Origin of the sequence: Klebsiella sp. JN_Kp121 (genome assembly GCF_040062145.1) — a bacterium.
In the GTDB taxonomy this organism is placed as follows: domain Bacteria; phylum Pseudomonadota; class Gammaproteobacteria; order Enterobacterales; family Enterobacteriaceae; genus Klebsiella; species Klebsiella aerogenes.
The window spans coordinates 22550-44288 of record NZ_JBEAHX010000012.1; the positions used below are offsets into that span (position 1 = coordinate 22550).

At 57.9% G+C, this 21739-nt stretch carries 17 protein-coding genes; 5 read left to right on the forward strand and 12 right to left on the reverse strand.

What is annotated here, in order from left to right:
* The first annotated feature begins 2 nt into the window (after window positions 1–2).
* Window positions 3–8039, forward strand: a complete 8037-nt coding sequence (locus tag ABLU86_RS16595; RefSeq protein WP_348796312.1) for a hemagglutinin repeat-containing protein — start codon at window positions 3–5, stop codon at window positions 8037–8039.
* A complete protein-coding gene (gene cdiI / locus ABLU86_RS16600) occupies window positions 8039–8389 on the forward strand; it encodes a ribonuclease toxin immunity protein CdiI (protein ID WP_015704291.1) in 351 nt (116 codons plus the stop codon). The genes ABLU86_RS16595 and cdiI overlap by 1 nt, the downstream gene beginning before the upstream one ends.
* Window positions 8390–8472: 83 nt before the next feature.
* Here the strand turns inward: cdiI and ABLU86_RS16605 are convergent, their stop codons facing one another.
* Entirely contained in the window at window positions 8473–8874 is a 402-nt protein-coding gene (locus tag ABLU86_RS16605) for a hypothetical protein (RefSeq protein ID WP_225317853.1), read from the reverse strand.
* Between ABLU86_RS16605 and ABLU86_RS16610 the strand changes: the two genes are divergently transcribed.
* From ABLU86_RS16610 to ABLU86_RS16620, 3 genes are all read left to right on the forward strand, one after another.
* Complete coding sequence (locus ABLU86_RS16610) at window positions 8857–9837, forward strand: VENN motif pre-toxin domain-containing protein (RefSeq protein ID WP_225317852.1); 981 nt, start codon at window positions 8857–8859, stop codon at window positions 9835–9837. The genes ABLU86_RS16605 and ABLU86_RS16610 overlap by 18 nt on opposite strands.
* A 387-nt stretch (window positions 9838–10224) precedes the next feature.
* Window positions 10225–10764, forward strand: coding sequence for an adhesin (locus ABLU86_RS16615; protein WP_225317851.1), 540 nt, complete (start codon window positions 10225–10227; stop codon window positions 10762–10764).
* Window positions 10765–10844: 80 nt separating this feature from the next.
* Window positions 10845–11099 (forward strand): hypothetical protein, encoded by a 255-nt coding sequence (locus ABLU86_RS16620; RefSeq protein ID WP_020079701.1) that lies wholly within the window; start codon window positions 10845–10847, stop codon window positions 11097–11099.
* 197 nt (window positions 11100–11296) lie between these two features.
* Here ABLU86_RS16620 and ABLU86_RS16625 read toward each other — a convergent pair whose 3' ends face one another.
* The 11 genes from ABLU86_RS16625 to ABLU86_RS16675 form a co-directional block, all read right to left on the reverse strand.
* Window positions 11297–11809 (reverse strand): 4-hydroxyphenylacetate 3-monooxygenase reductase subunit, encoded by a 513-nt coding sequence (locus tag ABLU86_RS16625; protein ID WP_002887467.1) that lies wholly within the window; start codon window positions 11807–11809, stop codon window positions 11297–11299.
* 19 nt (window positions 11810–11828) lie between these two features.
* Window positions 11829–13391 (reverse strand): 4-hydroxyphenylacetate 3-monooxygenase, oxygenase component, encoded by a 1563-nt coding sequence (hpaB, locus tag ABLU86_RS16630; RefSeq protein WP_002887473.1) that lies wholly within the window; start codon window positions 13389–13391, stop codon window positions 11829–11831.
* A gap of 225 nt (window positions 13392–13616) precedes the next feature.
* On the reverse strand, window positions 13617–14507 hold the full coding sequence (gene hpaA / locus ABLU86_RS16635; RefSeq protein ID WP_015368434.1) for a 4-hydroxyphenylacetate catabolism regulatory protein HpaA: 891 nt from the start codon (window positions 14505–14507) through the stop codon (window positions 13617–13619).
* Between the two features lie 9 nt (window positions 14508–14516).
* Complete coding sequence (hpaX, locus tag ABLU86_RS16640; protein ID WP_002887477.1) at window positions 14517–15875, reverse strand: 4-hydroxyphenylacetate permease; 1359 nt, start codon at window positions 15873–15875, stop codon at window positions 14517–14519.
* A 21-nt stretch (window positions 15876–15896) separates the two neighbouring features.
* Window positions 15897–16694, reverse strand: a complete 798-nt coding sequence (hpaI, locus tag ABLU86_RS16645; protein ID WP_015368432.1) for a 4-hydroxy-2-oxoheptanedioate aldolase — start codon at window positions 16692–16694, stop codon at window positions 15897–15899.
* A gap of 10 nt (window positions 16695–16704) precedes the next feature.
* A complete protein-coding gene (gene hpaH, locus ABLU86_RS16650) occupies window positions 16705–17508 on the reverse strand; it encodes a 2-oxo-hept-4-ene-1,7-dioate hydratase (RefSeq protein ID WP_002887487.1) in 804 nt (267 codons plus the stop codon).
* Window positions 17509–17616: 108 nt separating this feature from the next.
* The gene (locus ABLU86_RS16655; RefSeq protein WP_015368431.1) at window positions 17617–17997 is read right to left on the reverse strand and encodes a 5-carboxymethyl-2-hydroxymuconate Delta-isomerase; all 381 of its coding nucleotides are present in this window, start codon (window positions 17995–17997) and stop codon (window positions 17617–17619) included.
* 9 nt (window positions 17998–18006) lie between these two features.
* On the reverse strand, window positions 18007–18864 hold the full coding sequence (hpaD, locus tag ABLU86_RS16660) for a 3,4-dihydroxyphenylacetate 2,3-dioxygenase (RefSeq protein ID WP_009485358.1): 858 nt from the start codon (window positions 18862–18864) through the stop codon (window positions 18007–18009).
* Between the two features lies 1 nt (window position 18865).
* Window positions 18866–20332, reverse strand: coding sequence for a 5-carboxymethyl-2-hydroxymuconate semialdehyde dehydrogenase (gene hpaE / locus ABLU86_RS16665; protein ID WP_009485357.1), 1467 nt, complete (start codon window positions 20330–20332; stop codon window positions 18866–18868).
* Window positions 20329–21093 carry a fumarylacetoacetate hydrolase family protein gene (locus tag ABLU86_RS16670; RefSeq protein WP_020079698.1) on the reverse strand — a complete coding sequence of 255 codons (765 nt, stop codon included), beginning with the start codon at window positions 21091–21093 and terminating at the stop codon, window positions 20329–20331. The genes hpaE and ABLU86_RS16670 overlap by 4 nt, the downstream gene beginning before the upstream one ends.
* Window positions 21090–21722, reverse strand: coding sequence for a fumarylacetoacetate hydrolase family protein (locus ABLU86_RS16675; protein WP_046883362.1), 633 nt, complete (start codon window positions 21720–21722; stop codon window positions 21090–21092). Before ABLU86_RS16675 ends, ABLU86_RS16670 begins: the two co-directional genes overlap by 4 nt.
* Window positions 21723–21739: the final 17 nt, after the last annotated feature.

Below are 21739 nucleotides of genomic sequence, written 5' to 3' on the forward strand. Positions count from 1 at the left end.
CAATGAATAAACGCTTTTATCGAATCGTATTTAATAAGGCTCGCGGGATGCTGATGGTGGTGGCGGAAACGACCCGCTCTCATCGGGCGGGCGTGTCGCCGCAATCCGGCGCCGACGCGCGAACCGGGTCGACGCTGACGTCCTCCCTGGCGCCGCTGGCTTTTAGCTTTCTGCTCGCTTTTTCCTGTCTCACTCCGGCTCAGGCGGCGATTGTCGCCGATAACCATGCGCCCGGCGGCCAGCAACCGCAGATCGCCAATAGCGCCAATGGCACGCCGCAGGTCAATATTCAGACACCGAGCGGCGCAGGCGTTTCACGCAACGTCTACAGCCAGTTTGATGTCGATGGGCGCGGCGTGGTGCTGAATAACAGCCACGCTAACACTTCAACCCAACTGGCCGGGATGGTCGCCGGCAACCCGAATCTGGCGAAAGGGGAAGCCAGAGTGATCCTCAACGAGGTGAATACCCGCGATCCGAGCCGGCTGAATGGCTATATCGAGGTTGCCGGACAAAAAGCGCAGGTGGTTATCGCTAACCCTGCCGGAATTAGCTGCGATGGCTGCGGGTTCATCAATGCCAACCGCGCGACGCTGACGACAGGCCAGGTGCAGTACGGTAACGGGCAGATTAGTGGTTATGATGTCAATCGCGGCGAAATTATCGTACAGGGCGGCGGCCTTGATGCGAGCTCGGTAGACAGTACCGACCTGCTCGCCCGCGCGGTGAAAATCAACGCCGGGGTTTGGGCGCAGGAGCTAAAGGTCACCGCAGGGCGTCATCAGATCGATGCGGCGCACAGCCGAACGACGGCAAAATCAGCCGACGGCAGTGCGCCGCCAGCGGTGGCGATAGACGTCAGCGCCCTGGGCGGGATGTACGCCCATAAAATTCGTCTTGTCGGTACCGAGCGCGGCGTAGGCGTTCACAATGCCGGCAATATCGGCGCGGCGGCGGGGGATGTAGCAATCAGCGCTGATGGCGCGCTCAGCAACAGCGGCGTGATTCAGTCCGCGCAGAATCTACAACTGTCCGTTAAGGGCGATCTTCACAACCAGGGGCAGCTGTACGCCGGAAAAGATAGCGTGGTGACGGCCAGCGCGACGCTAACCAATGACGGCATGATCGCCGCGCAAGGCGATACGCGGATTGCCGCCAACGCTTTGCGTAGCGCGCAAAACAGTACGCTCGCCGCCGGATTAAATAGCGATGGTTCTACCGCCAGCAGCGGCGCGCTGACGCTGAATAGCCAGAGCTCGCTGGCGCTGAATGGCCGCAATATGGCGGCAGGAACGCTGACGGCGCAGGGCAGGACGGTGGATCTTGATAACAGTCGAACCTCGGGGGCGCGGATCGTGGTCAGCGCCGCGTCCGGCGATATCACCACCCGAGATGCGGTGGTGGCGGCCAGCGAAAAACTCCAGTTGGCCACCAGCGGCAAACTCAACAACCACAGTGGCCTGTTGACGGCCAGCCAGCTTGAGCTGAAAGCAATGGCGCTGGATAACCAACAGGGCGTAATCCAGCAGATGGGCGAGGACGATCTACGCCTTGATTTTCGTGCGGGATTGGATAACCGCGGCGGTGAGATTGCCAGCAACAGCCATGCTTTGACGCTCAGCACCAGCCAGTTGCTCAATCAAAACGGAACGCTGCTGCATACCGGCAGCGGCGGCATGTCTATTACCAGCGAAGGCGCGCTGGACAATGGCGAAGGCACTATTGCCGCTAACGGCAATATCGTTTTGCACTCCGATAACATTAATAATCGCAGCGGTAAAATCAGCACGACGCAGGGCAATGCTCAGCTCACTACGCGTCACGAGCTGGAAAATTCGCAAGGGAATATCGTTGCTGGCGGCAGCCTTTCTCTACAAGTGGCCAGCCTTCGGAACCAGCAGGGGCAAGTGATTGCGGCGCAGGGCGACCTGGCCATGAGCGCTGAAGGAGGGCTGGATAACCGCGAAGGCGTTCTTGCCGCAAATGGCAATATCAAGCTTGACGCCGACAATCTTACCAACCATGGCGGAAAAATCAGCGCGGCGCAGGGCGACATTCAGCTCACTGCGCGCCATGGGGTGGATAACTCGCAGGGGAATATCATCGCCAGCGGCGATATCCAACTCCAGGCTGAAAATCTTAATAATCGTCACGGGCAGATAGGCACGGCGCAGCGGGGCAGCGTCAACCTGACGACGAGCGGTTTACTGGATAACCAGCAGGGCACTATTACCGCCTTTGATGCCCTGGGTATTCAGAGCGCCACCGTTGATAACCGGCAGGGAGAACTGCAGTCCGGCGGTAATCTCAACATCACCATTCACAACCGGGGGCTGGATAACCGGCAGGGGCAGATCGTCTCCGCCGCCGCTCTGGAAATAGCAGGCGTCAACCTGGCGTTGGCTAATACGGGCGGAACGTTACTTGCCGCGAGCAAACTTAGCCTCGATGCCGATTCCCTCAGCGGCGATGGCGAGGCGCTCTCTCAGGGCGATATGTCGCTCACGTTGCGTCAGGCGTTTCATAACGCCGGGAGGGTCATCGCCAACGGCAACCTGCAGTGGAATCTTTCCGGGCTGGGGCTGATTAATCAGGGGGTTATCAGCGCCGGCCGGGCGCTCAATCTCTATGCGGCGAAGCTGGATAACCGTCAGGAAGGTGAAATCAGCGCTGGCGAGAACCATTTGACGGTCAACGGCGAGTTGGTCAACCGGGGGCTGATTGACGGTGGTTTAACCCATATTGTCGCCACGACGTTAACCAATATCGGCAGCGGGCGCCTGTACGGCGACGCCGTCGCGCTGCAGGCGGCAACGCTGACTAACGCCGCGGAGAACGGCGTGGCGGCGACGATTGCCGCACGGGCATCGCTGGCAATGGGCGTCGGCACGCTCAATAACCAGGATCACGCGCTAATCTACAGCGACGGTACGCTCGCCATTGGCGGTCAGCTTGCTGAAGACGGTTCGCTCAGCGGCCGGGCGGGAGTGTTTAATAACCACAGCGCAACGCTTGAGTCCGCCGGTGATATGGCGCTCGATATCCAACAAATCAATAACTACAACGATCATCTGGTGACGAAAGATGTGGTGGTCGAGCAGTCATGGCGCCATGAAGCGGCGCTGAAAGGATCGGTACAGCGCTTCGACTGGTCGCTGGTCGATACCAGCTATAAAAACAAATATGGCGTTCACGACGCCATCATGCCGGACGGTAGCCGCGGCGATGAGTTCTATGAATACCAGTACCAGCGTACCGTTGTGGAAACGCAGGTGGTGGAAAGCGATCCTGGCAAAATCCTCTCCGGCGGCCGGCTCATCATCAACAGCGATAAGCTGAATAACTACGATAGCCAGATTATCGCCGGAGGAGCGCTCGGTGGCGTGATTGGCGAACTAAACAACGTCGCCACGACCGGCAAACGGGTGACCACCGACGTCGGCACCCAGACCCGTTGGTATGAGAAAAAGACCAGCCGCCCGTTTGGCGGCACCAAAACCAGCCAGGGGAAAAAAAGCAGCGAATATGAACCGACGCCGACGGTTCAGACCATCGATTTGCAAACCATGGAGTGGCAGGGCAATACCCAAATTGATGGCCATAGCGGTGTGATTAATCCGCGCGATCGCGCCGATGAAACAGGCGAAATACCCGCCGGACGACAGGTGGAAGTGACGCCGGTTAACGCTGACGGAACGGTTATTCGCGTCGTCACGCCGGATACCCGGCTTTCTGTCAGCAGTCTGTATCAGATCGATCCGCAGGCTAAAGCAGGCTATCTGGTGGAAACCGATCCGCGTTTTACCAACGGTAAAGCGTGGCTCGCCAGCGACTACATGCAAAATCAGCTGGGCGTTGATCAGGCGATGAAGCGGCTTGGCGACGGCTATTACGAACAGCGGCTGGTGCGTGAGCAGATCGTTAAGCTGAGCGGCGGGCGCTACCTGCAGGGCTACAGTAACGATGAAGAGCAGTACCGGGCGCTGATGGACGCGGGCGTCGCCTTCGCCAAACAGTACAACCTGATGGTCGGGGTGGCGCTGACGCCAGCGCAGATGGCGCTGCTGACCAGCGATATGGTCTGGCTGGTCGCCAGAGAGGTCACGCTAACGGATGGCTCCGTGCAGCAGGTGCTGGTGCCGCAGGTTTACGCGCGGGTTAAAGCGGGCGATCTCGATGGCAGCGGCGCGTTGCTTGGCGGTGAAAACGTGGCATTCAGCGTGAGCCGTGATGTGACCAACAGCGGGCACATCCACAGCCGCGGCGTGACCCAGCTAACCGCGGAAAACATTCATAACAGCGGCTATATCGGCGGCAACCAGCTTACGCTAAACGCGCGTACTGATATCAACAATATTGGCGGAACGCTGCAAGGCGGCGATAGCCTGATCGCGCAAGCCGGGCGTGATATCAACAGCGCCAGCACCCTCGGCGGCGGCCCAGGTAACATCAGCCTCGATCGGCCTGCGGGGATTTATGTCCAGAATGAAAACGGCCAGCTGGGGCTGCAGGCGTTACATAACATTAATCTGACGGCAAGTATGGTGAGTAACAGCGCGGCGGGCAGCCAGACGCAGATTATCGCCGGCAACGATCTCAACCTGCAGACGCTCGCCACCACCCATAGCGAAAGCGGAAGCTGGGGGAAAGGCAACGATCGTTCCTTGACCCAGCGTAGCGATATCGGCACGCAAATTAACGGCGGCGCGGTGGCGCTGTCCGCCGGCCACGATATGAATGCCCGCGCCGCCAGCGTGACGGCGACCAGCAGCCTGACGGTTGCCGCCGGCAATGATATTAACCTCAGCAGCGGCGAGTCCTCATGGCACCTGACGGAAAACAGCCATCAAAGCAGCAGCGGCCTGCTGGCTCGCCGCTCGCTCACCACTCACGATGAAGTGTGGGCGCAGAACGCCATCGGCAGCAATTTTAGCGGTGACAGTATTGTGATGCAGGCCGGGCGCGACCTGCTGGTGTCCGGCAGCAGTGTTGCCGGCACCCAGGACGTCAACCTTGTGGCGGGGCGTAACCTGACCATCACCACCGCCGAGGAGCGTCGCCAGGAAAACCATCTACGTAAAGAGAAACATAGCGGCTTTTCCGGCACCGGCGGCGTTGGCTTCAGCGTCGGCAGTTCGTCGCTGAAAGCCACCGATGTGACGACGGCGTTGAGTAGCGCCGCCAGTACCGTCGGAAGCTCACAGGGCAACCTTAGACTGAGCGCCGGTAATGTATTGACGGTTCAGGGATCTGACCTGGTGGCCGGCAACAATATGGCGTTGACCGGTAAAACCGTGAATATTCTGGCAGCGGAAAACCAGAGCACCCAGACCCATACCGTGGAGCAGAAAACCAGCGGCCTGACGCTGGCGTTATCCGGGATGGTGGGCAGCGCCATTAATACCGCGGTTTCCAGCGCCAACCAGGCCAGCACCGAGAGCAATGGCCGTCTCGCCGCGCTGAGCGGGCTGCAGTCGGCATTATCGGGCGTACAGGCGTATCAGGCATCGCAGATGCAGACTGCGGATTCCAGTTCGGAGAGCATGATAGGGATCAACCTTTCCTGGGGTAGCCAGTCCTCGAAATCCACTCAGCGACAAACGCAGAACACCAGCCGCGGCAGCAGCCTGATGGCCGGCAACAATCTCAGCATTATCGCCACGGAGACGGATATCAACGTTGAGGGCAGCCAGCTGCAGGCCGGCGGCAGCGCGTTGCTCAATGCCGCGCGCGATGTGAATTTATTCTCTGCGGAGAACGCCAGCACCCTGAGCGGTAAAAACGAGAGCCATGGGAGTTCGTTTGGCGTCGGTATTAACTTCGGTCAGGGCGCGAACGGGCTGACGGTCAGCGCCAGCGCCAACGCCGGGAAGGGCCACGAGAAGGGCAACAGCCTGACGCATAACGAAACGACCCTCAGCGCCGGTGAGCGGGTGACTATCGTCAGCGGTCGCGATACGACGCTGACCGGGGCGCAGGTGAGCGGCCATCAGGTGACAATGGATGTCGGGCGTAACCTGACGCTGAGCAGCGAGCAGGACAGCGATAACTACGATTCGAAGCAGCGTAGCGGCAGCGTGGGGGCGAGCGGCAGCATGGGCGGCGGTTCGGGGTCTCTTAACCTGAGCCAGAGCAAAATGCACAGCACCTGGGCGTCGGTGGAGGCGCAGACGGGGATTTTTGCCGGCGAGGGCGGTTTTGATGTGAAGGTGGGCGGGCATACGCAGCTGAACGGCAGCGTGCTGGCGAGCACGGCGGCGGCGGAGCTGAACCGGCTGGATACCGGGACGCTGGGTTTCCGGGATATTAAAAACTATGCCGAGTACAGCGTGGAGCAGCAGAGCGCGGGGGTGAGCACGAGCGGTAGCGTGGCGGGGCAGTTCCTTGGGAATGCGGCCAGCGGTCTGCTGATGGGGGCGAACGGCAGCGGCAGCGACAGTTCGCTGACGCGGGCGGCGGTGAGCGAGGGCAGTATCGTTATCCGCGACGGCGCGAATCAGCAGCAGGACGTGACGGGGTTAAGCCGGGATGCGGCGCATGCGAACCAGACGCTGAGTCCGATATTTGATAAGGAGAAAGAGCAGAACCGTCTGGCGACGGCGCAGAAGATAGGTGAAATCGGGCGCCAGGTGAGTGATGTGCTGGTGACGCAGGGCAAGCTGAACGCGCAGGCGGCGCAGAGCGACCCGGCGGCGCGGGCAGCGGCGCGGGCGAAGCTGGTAGCGGGAGGGAATGGCAGTCCGAGCGAGGAACAAATCAGCGCGCAGGTGAGCCGGACGGCGACGGCGGACTACGATACGGGCGGAAAGTACCAGAAGGTGGCGCAGGCGGTAACGGCGGCGATGCAGGGTCTGGCGGGGGGTAACCTGGCGCAGGCGGCGAGTGGCGCAGTGAGCCCGTATGTGGCGGAAATCATTCACAGCCAGACGACGGACAGCGCGACGGGTAAGGTGAATGTGGAAGCCAATGCGATGGCGCATGCGGTGTGGGGAGCGATAGCGGCGGCATCGGGAAATAACAGCGCGCTGGCGGGAGCGGCAGGCGCGGTGAGCGGCGAGCTGCTGGGGCGCTGGATAGCGGCGGAATATTATCCGGGTGTTAAGACAGAAGAGCTGTCGGATGAGCAGAAGTCGACGATAAGCGCGCTGAGTACGCTGGCGGCGGGACTGATGGGGGGGCTTAGCGGAGGCAGCAGCGCGGATGCGGTGGCGGGTGCGCAGGCCGGGAAGAACGCGGTGGAGAATAATGCTTTGAGTCCGATTGATTTCGGTAAAGGCATGGCTGACATGGGTTTATCCCAGCAGTCGCTCGGCGTTCATATGCTCCAGAATGGTGCCACACCAGAAGAACTCACGGCGGCGCTGATCAAGAACTCACAGGGACAGATACCGGACGGACAGAATGCAGCTAAAGGCCTGATGATTGCCTGGGCAGAATTCTTTGGGGTTCCGGTGAGTGCGTTGGCGGCGGATGGGGAAATGACGCCGCAACGAGCTGCGGAAATCTTGGCAAGTGGCGTGCCGACCAGTGAAGCGAAGTTAGTACAATATGTAGCAGCTAAGGCGTTTTTGGTTGTTGCGAAGAACACCTCTTATCCATCTGGAATTAGTTTTAAAATTGACCAACTGGAACATATGGGTTCTGTTGTAAAATACAATCAACAGAAAGGTATTACAGGTGGTCATAATGCTGATGCTTTCTATTCAACAGTAAGTGAGAAAAATGTGAAAATTGTCGGTGAAACTCAAAGCAGCGTGAAGGGTATTACTGAGGTTCAATATAAAATACCCGCTTACGATCGCGCCGGTAATATTACAGGTTATAAGGATAAAATATTTACCAAAACAATCTATGACCCTAAGATCTTTACTGACCAAAAAATGTTAGAATTGGGGCAGCAAGCTGCAAGTAGTGGTTACAAAGCAGCTATTGCATCTGGACAACGAGAATATACGGCAACCGCCGGCGGGATAAAATTCCAAGTTTATTTGGATAAAAAGACAGGAATGGTAGAAAATTTTCATCCGGTGACTAAATAATGAACGAATATATTTTTGAGAACATAGATTATGAAAACGATCCTGAATGGGTTGTTCGGGATTATTTTAATTCAATGTATCTACAGGGTAAATTCATATGGATGTTACCGTATCTTATAAATAAAATAGGCTGCGGTGTTAACGAAACATATTGTTCATTCCCTGATTTTGAAGACCCTGATCCAGAATGTCATTTTGAGGGCATAATGTTTGGGGTATGGGACGGAGAACTTATAGTTCCTGAATTTGTAGGCTTTAAATATGTCCGTCTGGCCTGTGAAAAGTATATTCAGTTACATCCTGAAGATACTGAAAAAGTAAATGAGTTGCTGGCTAAAATTCCAGCCTGAGTAAAGATCTCGGCTAGTGAGCCGGGATCGAGTTATCGGCGGTTATCCGCGACGGCGCGAATCAGCAGCAGGACGTGACGGGGTTAAGCCGGGATGCGGCGCATGCGAACCAGACGCTGAGTCCGATATTTGATAAGGAGAAAGAGCAGAACCGTCTGGCGACGGCGCAGAAGATAGGTGAAATCGGGCGCCAGGTGAGTGATGTGCTGGTGACGCAGGGCAAGCTGAACGCGCAGGCGGCGCAGAGCGACCCGGCGGCGCGGGCAGCGGCGCGGGCGAAGCTGGTAGCGGGAGGGAATGGCAGTCCGAGCGAGGAACAAATCAGCGCGCAGGTGAGCCGGACGGCGACGGCGGACTACGATACGGGCGGAAAGTACCAGAAGGTGGCGCAGGCGGTAACGGCGGCGATGCAGGGTCTGGCGGGCGGCAACCTGGCGCAGGCGGCGAGCGGGGCAGTGAGTCCGTATGTGGCGGAAATCATTCACAGCCAGACGACGGACAGCGCGACGGGTAAGGTGAATGTGGAAGCCAATGCGATGGCGCACGCGGTGTGGGGAGCGATAGCGGCGGCATCGGGAAATAACAGCGCGCTGGCGGGAGCGGCAGGCGCAGTGAGCGGCGAGCTGCTGGGGCGCTGGATAGCGGCGGAATATTATCCGGGTGTTAAGACAGAAGAGCTGTCGGATGAGCAGAAGTCGACGATAAGCGCGCTGAGTACGCTGGCGGCGGGACTGATGGGTGGGCTTAGCGGAGGCAGCAGCGCGGATGCGGTGGCGGGGGCGCAGGCCGGGAAGAATGCGGTGGAGAATAACCTGATGGGCGGGAACGAATGGAGCCAGGGTGAGAAAGCCAGAGAGCATGGCGCAGATGTTCTCTCATGCGCAGATAACCCGTCTGGTGAAGCCTGCCAGCGAGGAATTGCTGAAAATAAAGCTTATGCAGGTGCGTTGGCTTCAGCGGGGCTAATCTATCTGCCGGGAGGAATGCAGATTACTGGCGCGATAGGTGGAACGGCAAATGCTGGTATCCAGTATCTTATGAATGGAGAAGTTAATCCAACGGATGTGCTCATTGCGACGTATGTTGGAGCATTTACTGCAAATACGGGAGCCTGGGGAACCGTGGGCTGGAATGCGGCAGGTGGTGCAACATCCAGCTATCTGAACGGTGATGATCCATTTAAAGGTGGCGTAATAAGTGGTGCCGCTTCGGGTATCGGTTATGGAATAGGTAAAGTTGCCAAAATTTCATTAGATAAATGGGTTAATCCTGCATGGAAAAATTACGAGTGGGTTAATTTGGAGATGGGAATAAGCAAACCATTACCTTTATCACCGATACCTGGAATATCTGGGAACGCTATATCATCAATCATTACAGAAGCAACAGGACAAGGTGGCTCTAAAACTACTAATAATTTGTGGAAGAGAACTGAAAATGAAAAATGATTTTTACCGTTGGCTCACTGTTTTCACTGTTCTGATGATAATCATGAGCTTGAGTTCATTTCTTGCACTTTTTATTAAGCCAATTATTTTTTATTTCGAAACAGGAACTATTAATGTTTCAGTTATTAATTATTTGTTTTTGAGTATAAAAATTGGCTCGTTTGTTAGCGGGGTAATAATCATTGGTTTATGGATTAAACATCGATTTAATATCCACTAATATAGCTATTTAAAAAGATCCCGGCGCCAGTGCCGCGATCCTATCCATATAATAAACTACGATACGGGCGGAAAGTACCAGAAGGTGGCGCAGGCGGTAACGGCGGCGATGCAGGGTCTGGCGGGGGCAACCTTGCGCAGGCGACGAGTGGCGCAGTGAGCCCGTATGTGGCGGAAATCATTCACAGCCAGACGCCAGACTGCGATACAGACTGTAAAGGAAAACTTGCTGAAGATGTGGCAAAAGGGAATGCAGTAGTATCAGCCCATCTGGCAGGTACTGTTGGGTTAGGTATATTGCCAAAGGGGGCTCTGATAACAGCAACCATCAGTGGCGGAGCCAATACTGCAATACAATATGCCACGACTCGTGAAGTGAATTACACAGATGCGTTGATAGCGACTTGGGTTGGAGCAGCAACCGCAAAAACTGGTTGGTTAGGAACTGTGGGATGGAATGCGGCAGGTGGAGCAACATCAAGTTATATTAAAGGAGATGACCCCATGGTTGGGGCTATAACAAGTAGTGTTGGCTCTGGATTAGGATATGGGGTTGGTCATTATGTAGTGAAGCCTACTGCAAATACAATCGGTAAATGGATAACTGGTGGATGGGACCCCAAATTTGATCCCGTTAGATTAAAATATACGGAAATAAAAGGGCTGATTGGAATATCGAAAGAAATATCGCCAAGTAAAATTCCTTGAGCAACAGGAAACATAACTGGTTCCTTTCGCACAGAATACGGCAGTGTTGAAACTCAAGAAATTATCAATAAGGTTAAGAAATGAGTAGTTCAATCTTTCTTTTAAAAAGAAAAATGATCGCTAGTTTTTGCATATTTTTTGTCTGTATGTTCTCTGTAATTATTACTGGGCTATTGGCAAAAATTTTTTTTGTTACAGTACTATGGATTCTGGGTGATGAATTTCAATTGTCATGGAATGATATCCTACAAGGCATAAAAATCGGGAGTGTGGGAGGAGGGGTACTAGGTATCGGAATTATTCTTTCGCGCCTTTTTAAGGTTGAAGGATTCTAGTTCACGTTCAGAAGAAGTTTGTTCATAATATTATGAGTCCGCTATGTGACAAGGAGAAAGAGCAGAACCAGCCGGCGGTGACGCAGGGCAAGCTGAACGCGCAGGCGGCGCGGCGCTGACACAGTTTGCCCGGCAGGAACGCTAACGCGAATCTGTATTGCCCCTCCCCGTTATCCGGGGAGAGGCAGGCGAGGCCATTACACCGCGACTTCCATTTCCATCATCACCGGGTGGAAACGGCGTTTAAAGTAAATCAGGCCGTGCCCTTGCGGGCTCAGGGTAATATTGCGGATCTCCACCAGATACACCAGGTGGGTACCAATGGTTTGCACCTGGCTAATCTCGCCTTCGAGGCTGGCCAGCGAACCCTTCAGTACCGGCTGTCCGAGCGCGCCCTGCTGCCAGCCGCTGAGGGCAAACCGCTCTTCCATCGTCACCCCGGTCATCCCGGCGAAATGACGGGCCATGATTTCCTGTTCGTGGTTCAGCACGTTGATGCACAACTTGCCGTTGCCCTGAAATACCGGGTTCATCGCGCTGTTGGCGTTGATACAAACCATCACCGATGGCGGCGTATCCGTCACCGAGCAAACCGCCGTGGCGGTAATGCCGCAGCGGCCGGCTTCACCTGCGGTGGTGACAACGTTAACCGCAGCCGACAGGCTGGCCATGGCATCGCGAAAACGCAGGCGTTGTTCATCTAATTGCATTATGACCTCCCGCTGTGAATTACTTCAGCAGCTTATCCAACATGTTGATATCAGCGTTATTGTGCAGATGCGGCACCGTCCAGCCGTTCTGGTCGTACTCGGACAGGCAGCGGTCAACCATCGCCATCATTTTGTCCATATTGCCGGAGCTCTGCGCCTGGCGCAGACACTGCAGGCGAATTTCATCCTGGCTACCGGAGTAGTTGATCTCATACAGTTCATGGCGGCCGCCGAATTCGCTGCCGATGGCGTCCCACATCAGTTTGAGGATCTTGATACGTTCAACGTGATCCATACCGTTGGAGCCGCGCACGTACTTCGCCAGATACTGATCGATCTGCGGGTTGTTCAGATCGCGGGCGCTGGACGGCAGATAAATCAGGCCGCTGGTGACGTTACGCTCGATGATGTTCTTGATCTTGGCGTAGGCCATCGGCGCCATCACGCGATAGGTCTGCAGCGCGGCGTGATCCGGCAGCCATGCGCCGTTGACCCACGGCGTCGCTTCCGAGCACATGGAATCGCTTAACGCCCAGAACATGTTGCGCCACGCAACCACTTCGCCAAGGTCGGCCTGCACGCCGCGGAATTCGAGGGTGCCGGTACATTCCAGAGAACGTTTCAGCAGGGCGGTGATAAAGTCGAGTTTTACCGCCAGGCGCACGCAGGCCTGCAGCGGGTACATGCGGGCGAAACCACCTTCCATGGTCCAGCGGCGGCAGCGGTCAAAGTCGCGATAAATCAGTACGTTCTCCCATGGGATCAGCACCTTATCCATTACCAGAATCGCGTCGTTCTCGTCGAAACGGCTGGAAAGCGGATAGTCGTACGGCGATCCGGTCGCGCCGGCGACCATCTCATAGGAGGCGCGGGAGATAAGCTTGACGCCTTCGGCATCCATCGGCGCGACGAACATCAGCGCGAAGTCCGGGTTCTCGCCCATCACCTGTGCGGAGCCGAAGCCGATCATGTTGTAGTGGGTCAGCGCCGAGTTGGTGGCGACCACTTTCGCGCCGCTGACGATGATCCCGGCATCGGTCTCTTTTTCCAGCTTGATGTAGACATCCTTCACTTCATCAGCCGGCTTGTGGCGGTCGATCGGCGGGTTGACGATAGCGTGGTTAAAGTACAGGCCGGTTTCCTGAATGCGGGTGTACCAGTTGCGGGCGTTCTGCTCGAACTGGCCGTAAAACGCCGGGTTGGCGCCCAGCGCGCAGCCGAAGGCGGCTTTGTAGTCCGGGGTGCGGCCCATCCAGCCGTAGCTTAAGCGCGACCATTCGGCGATGGCGTCGCGCTGCTGGCGCAGATCGTCGGCGCTTTTCGCCACGCGGAAGAATTTGTGGGTGTAGCCGCCGCTGCCGGTATCGGTGCCCCAGCACAGGGAATCCTGCATCTCCGGTTTGTGCAGCGCATCGTACAGCTGAGCGACGGAAGCCGCGGCATTACGGAAGGCCGGATGCGTGGTGACATCCTTCACGCGCTCGCCGTAGATATAAATTTCGCGGCCATCCTGCAGGCTTTTTAAATACTCTTCGCCAGTTAACGGGCGTTTCGCGTCGGCGCGGAAATCTTCAGGTTTCATAGGGGCCTCTTCAGTATTTATCGGAATAATGATGTTAAATATATGTTTTGTTTTTGTTGTTTAATTGAAGCGGTTATTGCGCTTGTCGTGAAGGGACGTTTGCGACAACGGCGGGTACTTTTCAGGCGGGAGTGAATTTTGTGATCTCTGCAGCTTTTGGCGGGCGGCGCGGCGCTGACAGGCCCTATGGACCGTAGCCCCGGCAAGCGCAGCGCCGCCGGGGTATTACGATACCGGTACTTTTTGCGCCCGGTAACTGCTTGGCGAGCAGCCGACCTGGCGGCTAAAAAAGCGCGCAAAATAAGCGGGATCTTTAAACCCCAACTGCCAGGCTATCTCATTGACCGCGCTATCGGAAAACAGCAGCAGCCGCTTCGCCTCGCGTAGCTGGCGGTCGAATATCAGCCGCTTCGGCGGGCGGTTGGCGAAGCGGCGGCAGATATCGGTCAACCGCGATTCGGTCAGATGCAGCTCGCTGGCGTAATCCGGTACCGTCCAGTGTTGATGGAAGTGGCTGTCGATCATCTGGTTAAAGCGCTGGAATAATTTCAGCTCGCCGCGCATGCCGCTGGCGGCATGATCGTCGAGCCTGGCGTTGCGCAGCAGCAGGGTAAATACCGCCTGCGCCAGCAGCGCCAGGGTATGCTCGCGCCCCGGTAACTGAGCGGTGGATTCACGGCGAATCAGCTGCCAGTAGTGCGCCAGCGCCGCCAGCTCGTCGGGTTTATCCGCCAGCGACAGGCAGATCCCCGGCAGACCGAAGGTCTCCCGCGTACCGGGATAAAGCACCTCCAGCAGCGGCCAGATGAGTTCTTCGTGCACCGTCAACACGTGACCATCGCTATCGGACTCGGTAATAAAGGCGTGCGGTACCGAGGGCGGTGTTATCACAAACAGCGGCGCCTGCACAGAATAGCGGTGGTCATCAAGCTGCAGCTCAATCTGTCCGGTATCAAGAAAGTGCATCTGAAAATAGCGGTCGTGGCGATGCGCCTGCATGTCGCGGCCAAAAAAGGCCGCCATGCGGGCAAACGACTGATAGTGCACCTCTTCGGTGCCCAGACTCTCGTCGTAATCTTTATTGATGTCGATGTTGGCGATTGAATGCTGGCACATACCCGCTCCTTAGTGGCCTTTTTGCGCCGCTAAGCCCGGCGCGGCGGCGGCGTCCTCGCGCTGGCTCATCGGAATGCGGGTGAGCACCAGCGCGCCGACGATCAGCAGCCCGGCGACAAACCACAGCCCGGAGCTAAAGCTGCCGGTGGTATCGCGCAAAATGCCGATCAACAGCGGGCTGACGGCAGAGCCGACGTTGCCGATGGCGTTGATCACCGCCAGCGCCACCGCGCGCGATTGCAGGCTGATCACCCGATCCGGGGTGGTCCAGAAAATGGCCATCGCGGTAAAGGATCCCACCGAAGCCATAATAATGCCGATCAGTTGGATCAGGCTGTGGTGCGTTGCCGAAGCCAGCAGCCAACCCGCCGCGGCGAACAGGTAGGGCAGGATGGTATGCATCTTGCGCTCTTTGCGCCGGTCGGAGCGGCGGCTCCACCAGATCATGCCGAAAATGGTGCAGAACTGCGGGATCGCCGCCAGCAGGCCAATCATGATGTTGCTACTGCCGGTGTTGAAGCTCTGCAGGATCTGCGGCGTCCAGATATTAATGGCGCTGAGGGTATTGGTCAGGCAGAAGTAGGCGAGGGTATACATCAGCACCGCTGGCGTCAGTACTTCGCGCAGCGTGGAACGCGGCGAAGCCGGGACGATCGCCGCATGTTCCCGCTCGCGATCGATCATCGCCTTCAGCGCCTGTTTCTCTTCGTTGTCCAGCCAGTTGGCTTTATCCGGCGTGTCGTTGAGGAAGAACCAGGTGACGACGCCGAGCACCACCGACGGCAGGCCTTCCAGCAGAAACAGCCACTGCCAGCCTTTCAGGTTCCACAGGCCGTCGAGCGCCAGGATATAGCCGGAAAGTATCGAGCCGAGCATCATGGTCACCGGCATGGCGATCATAAACAGGGCGTTGGCGCGGGCGCGATGATAGGCCGGGAACCACCAGGTCAGATAGACGAGGATCCCCGGCAGAAAACCGGCTTCGGCGATGCCGACCAGCATCCGCAGGATGTACAGCGTATGCGGGCTGGTGGCGAACATGGTGCAGGTCGAGGCGATCCCCCAGACCACCATGATCCCGGCGATCCAGCGGCGCGCGCCAACTTTCGCCAGCATGATATTGCTGGGGATCCCGCACAGCACGTAGGTGACATAGAACAGCGTCGCCGCCAGGCCGAACATGGTGGAGGTCAGGCCGAGATCTTTACCCATCGTCAGGCCGGCGAAGCCGATATTAATGCGATCCAAAAATGAGAAAACAAAGAGAACAAACAGGAAGGTGATCAGGCGGCGGAACAGCTTTTTGATCACCCGGTTTTCTACTTCAACGGCTTTATTATCATTGTGTTGCAGGGTAGAGGTAGTCATGTTGCGCTCCACATTATCCGTTCAATAGACGGATTTATTGTTATCGGTTGTGGTGGTTGCGGTGTGGGTAAAACGGGCCGCCAGCGCTTCTGCGCCGCGGGCCAGCAGGGTGGTATCGACGCCGACGGCGACGAACAGCGCGCCCAGTTCGAGATAGCGTTTCGCCAGCTGTTCATTGGCCATCAGGATCCCCGGCGCCTTTCCGGCCTGGCGGATTTGCTGGATGGCATCTTCAATGGCGGCCTGCACTTCCGGGTGTTGTGGGTTGCCGCCGTGGCCCATATCAGCGCTGAGATCCGCCGGGCCGATAAACACGCCATCCACCCCTTCGACATCGAGGATCTGCGGCAGATTTTTCAGCGCTTCGCGGGTCTCAATCTGCACCAGTACGCACATGGCGTCATTGGCCCGGTGGATATAATCCGGGACGCGATTCCAGCGCGAGGCGCGGGCCAGCGCGCTGCCGACGCCGCGAATGCCGGCAGGCGGGTAGCGGGTGGCTCTGACCGCCAGCCGCGCTTCTTCGGCGTTCTGCACCATCGGCACCAGCAGGGTTTGCGCGCCGACGTCCAGCAGTTGTTTAATTTGTACCGGATCGTTCCACGACGGACGCACCACCGGCTGGCTGGGGTAGGGTGCAATGGCCTGAAGCTGGGTCAGCACCGTTTGTACATTGTTGGGCGCGTGTTCGCCGTCGATCAGCAGCCAGTCGAAGCCCGCGCCGGCCAGCAGTTCGGCGCTGTAGCTGCTGCACAGCCCAAGCCACAGGCCGATTTGCGGACGCCCGGCCTTGAGCGCCTCTTTAAATGCGTTGTTCATGTTGCTCTCCTCAAACAAAGCGGCAGCTGATGGCGCCCATGTTGCCGTAGTCGACGTGGAAGGTATCGCCCTTGCGCGCCGGGACCGGGCGGGTGAAGGAGCCGCCGAGGATAATCTGCCCGGCTTCGAGCTGGACATCGTATGGCGCCAGTTTGTTGGCCAGCCACGCCACGCCGTTGGCCGGATGATTGAGTACGCCCGCGGCGACGCCGGTCTCTTCAATCACGCCGTTGCGATACAGCAGGGCGGAGATCCAGCGCAGGTCGAGCTCGTCCGGTTTAATCGGCCGGCCGCCGAGGATCACCCCGGCGTTGGCGGCGTTATCGGAGATAGTGTCGAACACTTTGCGCGGACGCTGGGTTTCCGGGTCGATGTTGTGGCAACGCGCGTCGATAAGCTCCAGCGCCGGGATAACGTAGTCGGTGGCGTTGTAGACATCAAACAGCGTGCAGTTCGGGCCGCGCAGCGGTTTGGCCAGCACGAAGGCCAGCTCGACTTCAATACGCGGCACGATAAAGCGGTCGGTGGGAATATCGCTGCCGTCGTGAAAGAACATATCGTCGAGCAGCGCGCCGTAGTCCGGCTCGCTGATCTGCGAACTGGCCTGCATCGCTTTAGAGGTCAGGCCGATCTTGTGGCCTTTGAGCACGCGGCCTTCGGCGATCTTCATCTCGACCCACTCGCGCTGGACGGCGTAGGCGTCCTCAATGGTGATCGACGGATAATCCAGCGAGATCGCGCGGATCTGTTCACGCTGTTTTTCGGCCTGGTTCAGCCGCTGGGCAATCAGGGTTCGGGTCTGTTTATCGAGCATAGTGATTCCTGTGGCATTGTATTGCCGGATGGCGCTTCGCTTATCCGGCCTACAAATTCATGGCCGTTGTAGGCCCGGTAAGCGCAGCGCCACCGGGCAATTTGCACATTATTTAAATAACGCGTGCACGTTGTTCTGTTTGTAGTTCAGCGTCGGGTCGAGTTCTTCCATGGCGAACGACAGCGCCAGATAGCGGCTCTCCATCAGCGCGGCAAAGTGGGCTTTGATCAGCGCGAAAAGCATTTCGCCCACCTCCTGGCGGCTCTCAAGGCTGCGCCCGGCGCCGATCTTCAGGGTCATATGCACGAAGGCGTAATCATGCTTGCCGTCGGCCATCTGCCAGGTATCGAGCCAGTGGGCGCGGCTACGAATGCCGCCAATCGGAAAGATACCGGTGGCGGCCAGCGCCTCGTTGACTTTAGCGAACAGCCCCGGTAAATCGGCCTGTTCGCGGATATTGTCGCTACACTCGGCGATAAAATGCGGCATACGGCCTCCTTACGCCTGCGCCGGCAGCGGGAACACGGCGTTAACCTGGCCGGTACCGGAACTGGCGAATAGCTCGGTGATAAACTCCACCTTGCCGTCGTATTTATCCCAACCCAGCAGACCGAGCAGCATCACCGTGTCGTGCATGTTGCCTTCGCCGTAGCAGTAGTCGGCGTACTCCGGCAGCATGGTGCAGAACTCTTTGAATTTGCCCTCGCGCCACAGCTTCACCACGCGCTCATCCATCTGATGATCAAACTCGCGGGTATAGCTGTTCATCCCCTCTTCGGCGCGCTGGTCGTCGATAAAGCGATGCGACAGCGAACCGCTGGCCAGCACCGCTACGGTGCCGTCATATTTGTCGATGGCCTTGAGGATGGCCTCGCCCAGCTTGCGGCTGTCGGCAAAATCGTGAACGGTACAGAAGGCGGAAATGGACACCACTTTAAAATGCTTATCGCTATTCATGTAGCGCATCGGCACCAGGGTGCCGTACTCCAGCTTCAGGCTCGGAATATTGTGCGCTTTGGCGCGTACGCCAAGCTTGACGGCCTCGTCGGCAATCAGGTGGCCCAGCTCCGGGTTGCCGTCGTAGTCGTAGGTCATGTCGCGAATAAAATGCGGCAGTTCGTTACTGGTGTAGACGCCCTGAAAATGGTCGGCACAGTTGATGTGGTAGGCGCTGTTGACCAGCCAGTGGGTATCAAACACGATAATGGTATCGACGCCCATTTCACGGCAGCGCTTGCCGATTTCTTTATGCCCGTCGATAGCGCCCTGACGGCAGCCGTGGTTTTTCCCCGGCAGCTCAGACAGATACATCGACGGCACGTGAGTGATTTTTGCTGCTAACGCTAACTTACCCATATCAGACTCCCCATTTCGGGATCGGATGGTCGCCCATCGAGATGCAGACGTTTTTCATTTCGGCGAACACTTCAAAGCTGTATTCGCCGCCTTCGCGGCCGGTGCCGGAGGCCTTCACGCCGCCGAACGGCTGGCGCAGGTCGCGCACGTTCTGGGTGTTGACGAACACCATCCCGGCTTCAATACCGCGCGCCAGGCGCAGCACTTTGCTGACGTCCTGGGTCCAGATGTACGACGCCAGACCGTATTCCACATCGTTCGCCAGGCGCAGCCCTTCCGCTTCGTCTTTGAACGGCAGCAGGCAGGCGACCGGGCCAAAAATCTCTTCCTGGGCGACGCGCATGCGGTTGTCGACATCCGCCAGCACTGTCGGGCGCAGGAAGTTGCCGGATTTCAGATGCGCCGGCAGATCTGATGGTTTATCCGCGCCGCCGGCCAGCAGGGTGGCGCCCTCTTCAATGCCGAGGCGAATGTAGCCGGACACTTTCTCCCAGTGCTGCTTGCTAATCAGCGCGCCGACCTGGGTATTCGGATCGGTCGGATCGCCCACGCGCAGGCGGTTGGCGCGCTCGGCGAAGCGTTTGACGAACTCCGGATAAATACTCTGCTGAATGAAAATGCGCGAACCGGCGGTGCAGCGTTCGCCGTTGATCGAGAAAATGGTGAACAGCGCGGCGTCGAGCGCGCGCTCGATATCGGCGTCTTCAAAAATCAGCACCGGCGATTTTCCGCCAAGCTCCATGGAGTACTTTTTCAGTCCGGCGTTTTTCATGATGTTGCGCCCGGTGGCGGTGCCGCCGGTGAAGGAGACGGCGCGCACATCATGATGGCGTACCAGCGCGTCGCCAGCGGTGGCGCCATAGCCCTGCACCACGTTGAGCACGCCAGCCGGGATCCCGGCCTCCAGCGCCAGCTCGCCCAGACGATCGGCGGTCAGCGGCGACAGCTCGGACATTTTCAGCACCGCGGTATTCCCCAGCGCCAGGCACGGCGCCACCTTCCAGGTGGCGGTCATAAACGGCACGTTCCACGGCGACACCAGCGCGCAGACGCCAACCGGCTGCACGAGGGTGTAGTTGAGCATCTTGTCATCGACCGGATAGGTCTTGCCGTTCATCTGCTGGCACACTTCGGCGAAAAATTCGAAGTTATGCGACGCCCGCGGGATCAGCACGTTTTTGGTCTGGTGGATAGGCAGGCCGGTATCGGCGGTTTCCATCGCCGCGATCTCCGGGACGTTCTGATCGATCAGATCCCCCAGGCGGCGCATCAGGCGCGCGCGCTCTTTCATCGGCAGGTTAGCCCACTTCGGGAAGGCCTCTTTCGCCGCCGCTACCGCCTGGTTGATTTCGGCTTCGCCGCCGGAGGCGACTTCAGCCAGTACCTCGCCGGTGGCCGGGTTGGTGGTATGAAAATAGTCTGCGCCGGCAACGTTTTTACCGTTGATCCAATGGTTAATCTTTTTCATGACAGTGTCTCCTCATACGCTTGCTGGCTGATGATATGGTTGACCAGGCGGCCCACGCCCTCGACTTCAACGATCACCTCGTCGCCCGGCACCACATCGGATAGCCCTTTCGGCGTGCCGGTGGCGATCATGTCGCCCGGTTGCAGGGTCATAAATTCGCTTAAATAAGCGATGAGGAACGGGATGCTGAAGATCAGATCGGCGGTGGTGCCCTGCTGGCGCAGTTCGCCGTTGACCCAGGTGCGCAGGGCCAGATTATGCGGATCCGGGATCGCCTCTTTGGCGACGATCCACGGGCCAATCGGCGTCAGGGTATCGCGGCTTTTCACCCGCAGGTTCGGGCGGTAGTAGTTTTCCAGATAGTCGCGGATCGCGTAGTCGTTGCACACGGTATAGCCAGCGACATAATCCATGGCCTCGGCTTCGCTGACGCGGCGCGCGGTTTTCCCGATCACTACCACCAGTTCGGCTTCGTAGTGCATGTATTCGACGTTATCCGGGCGTACCGACTGCTGCTGGTGGCCAATAAAGGTGTTTGGCGCTTTGATGAACACCAAAGGCTCGGTTGGCGGTTTAAACTCCAGCTCGCTGGCGTGGTCGGCGTAATTCAGCCCCAGCGCGAACAGCGTGCCGTCGGCGGGCGGCAGCCAGCGGAATTCGCCTTCTTTCAATACCGTACCATCGTGCAGGCGCACCTGGTCGCGTTCATCGACCAGCACGTCGCGTACCTGTCCTTGCCATTCAATGCGTGCCTGTTTCATGCCAGCTCTCCTTCTGCGACAACCGGGTTTTCGAGCGCCGGGAAACCGTCGGCGAGAATACGTACGCGGTCGCCGGGGCGCAGCGTGACGCGAGAGTGGGGCGTGCCGATAAGGATCGTGTCGCCGGGATTGAGGGTGGCGAACTCGCTTAAGGCGCTAAGCAGCTGCGCGGCATTTCGCTGCAGATCGCCGGTATGCCAGCTATCCGCCTCGCGGCCGTTGATTTCGGTGATGATGGTCAGGTTATCGACGTTGCGCACCGCCGACAGCGCGCCGATGGGGCAGAAGCCATCGCGGCATTTGGCTTTAATCGCCGGGCGATAAAAACTCTCTTCCGGCAGGCTAACGTCGTTAGCCAGCGCGTAGCCGGCGATATAGTGCGCCGCCTCTTCCGCCGCCACTTTACGCGCGGTTTTGCCGACAATCAGCGCCACCGTCGCGCCGCTTTGTACGGTCTCGCCCTGCGGATGGGGAATGGCTTCGCCATCGCCAATCACGGTATTGCGGGGTTTGATGAACCAGACCGCGGTTTTCGGCGGCGTCTTGTAGGGGGCCTGTTGAAACGCTTCGCGCCAGGCGTCGAGCTGGCTGCGATGATTGAGCGCAACGGCGAAGATGGTACCTTTCATTCACCACTCCTCTGGTA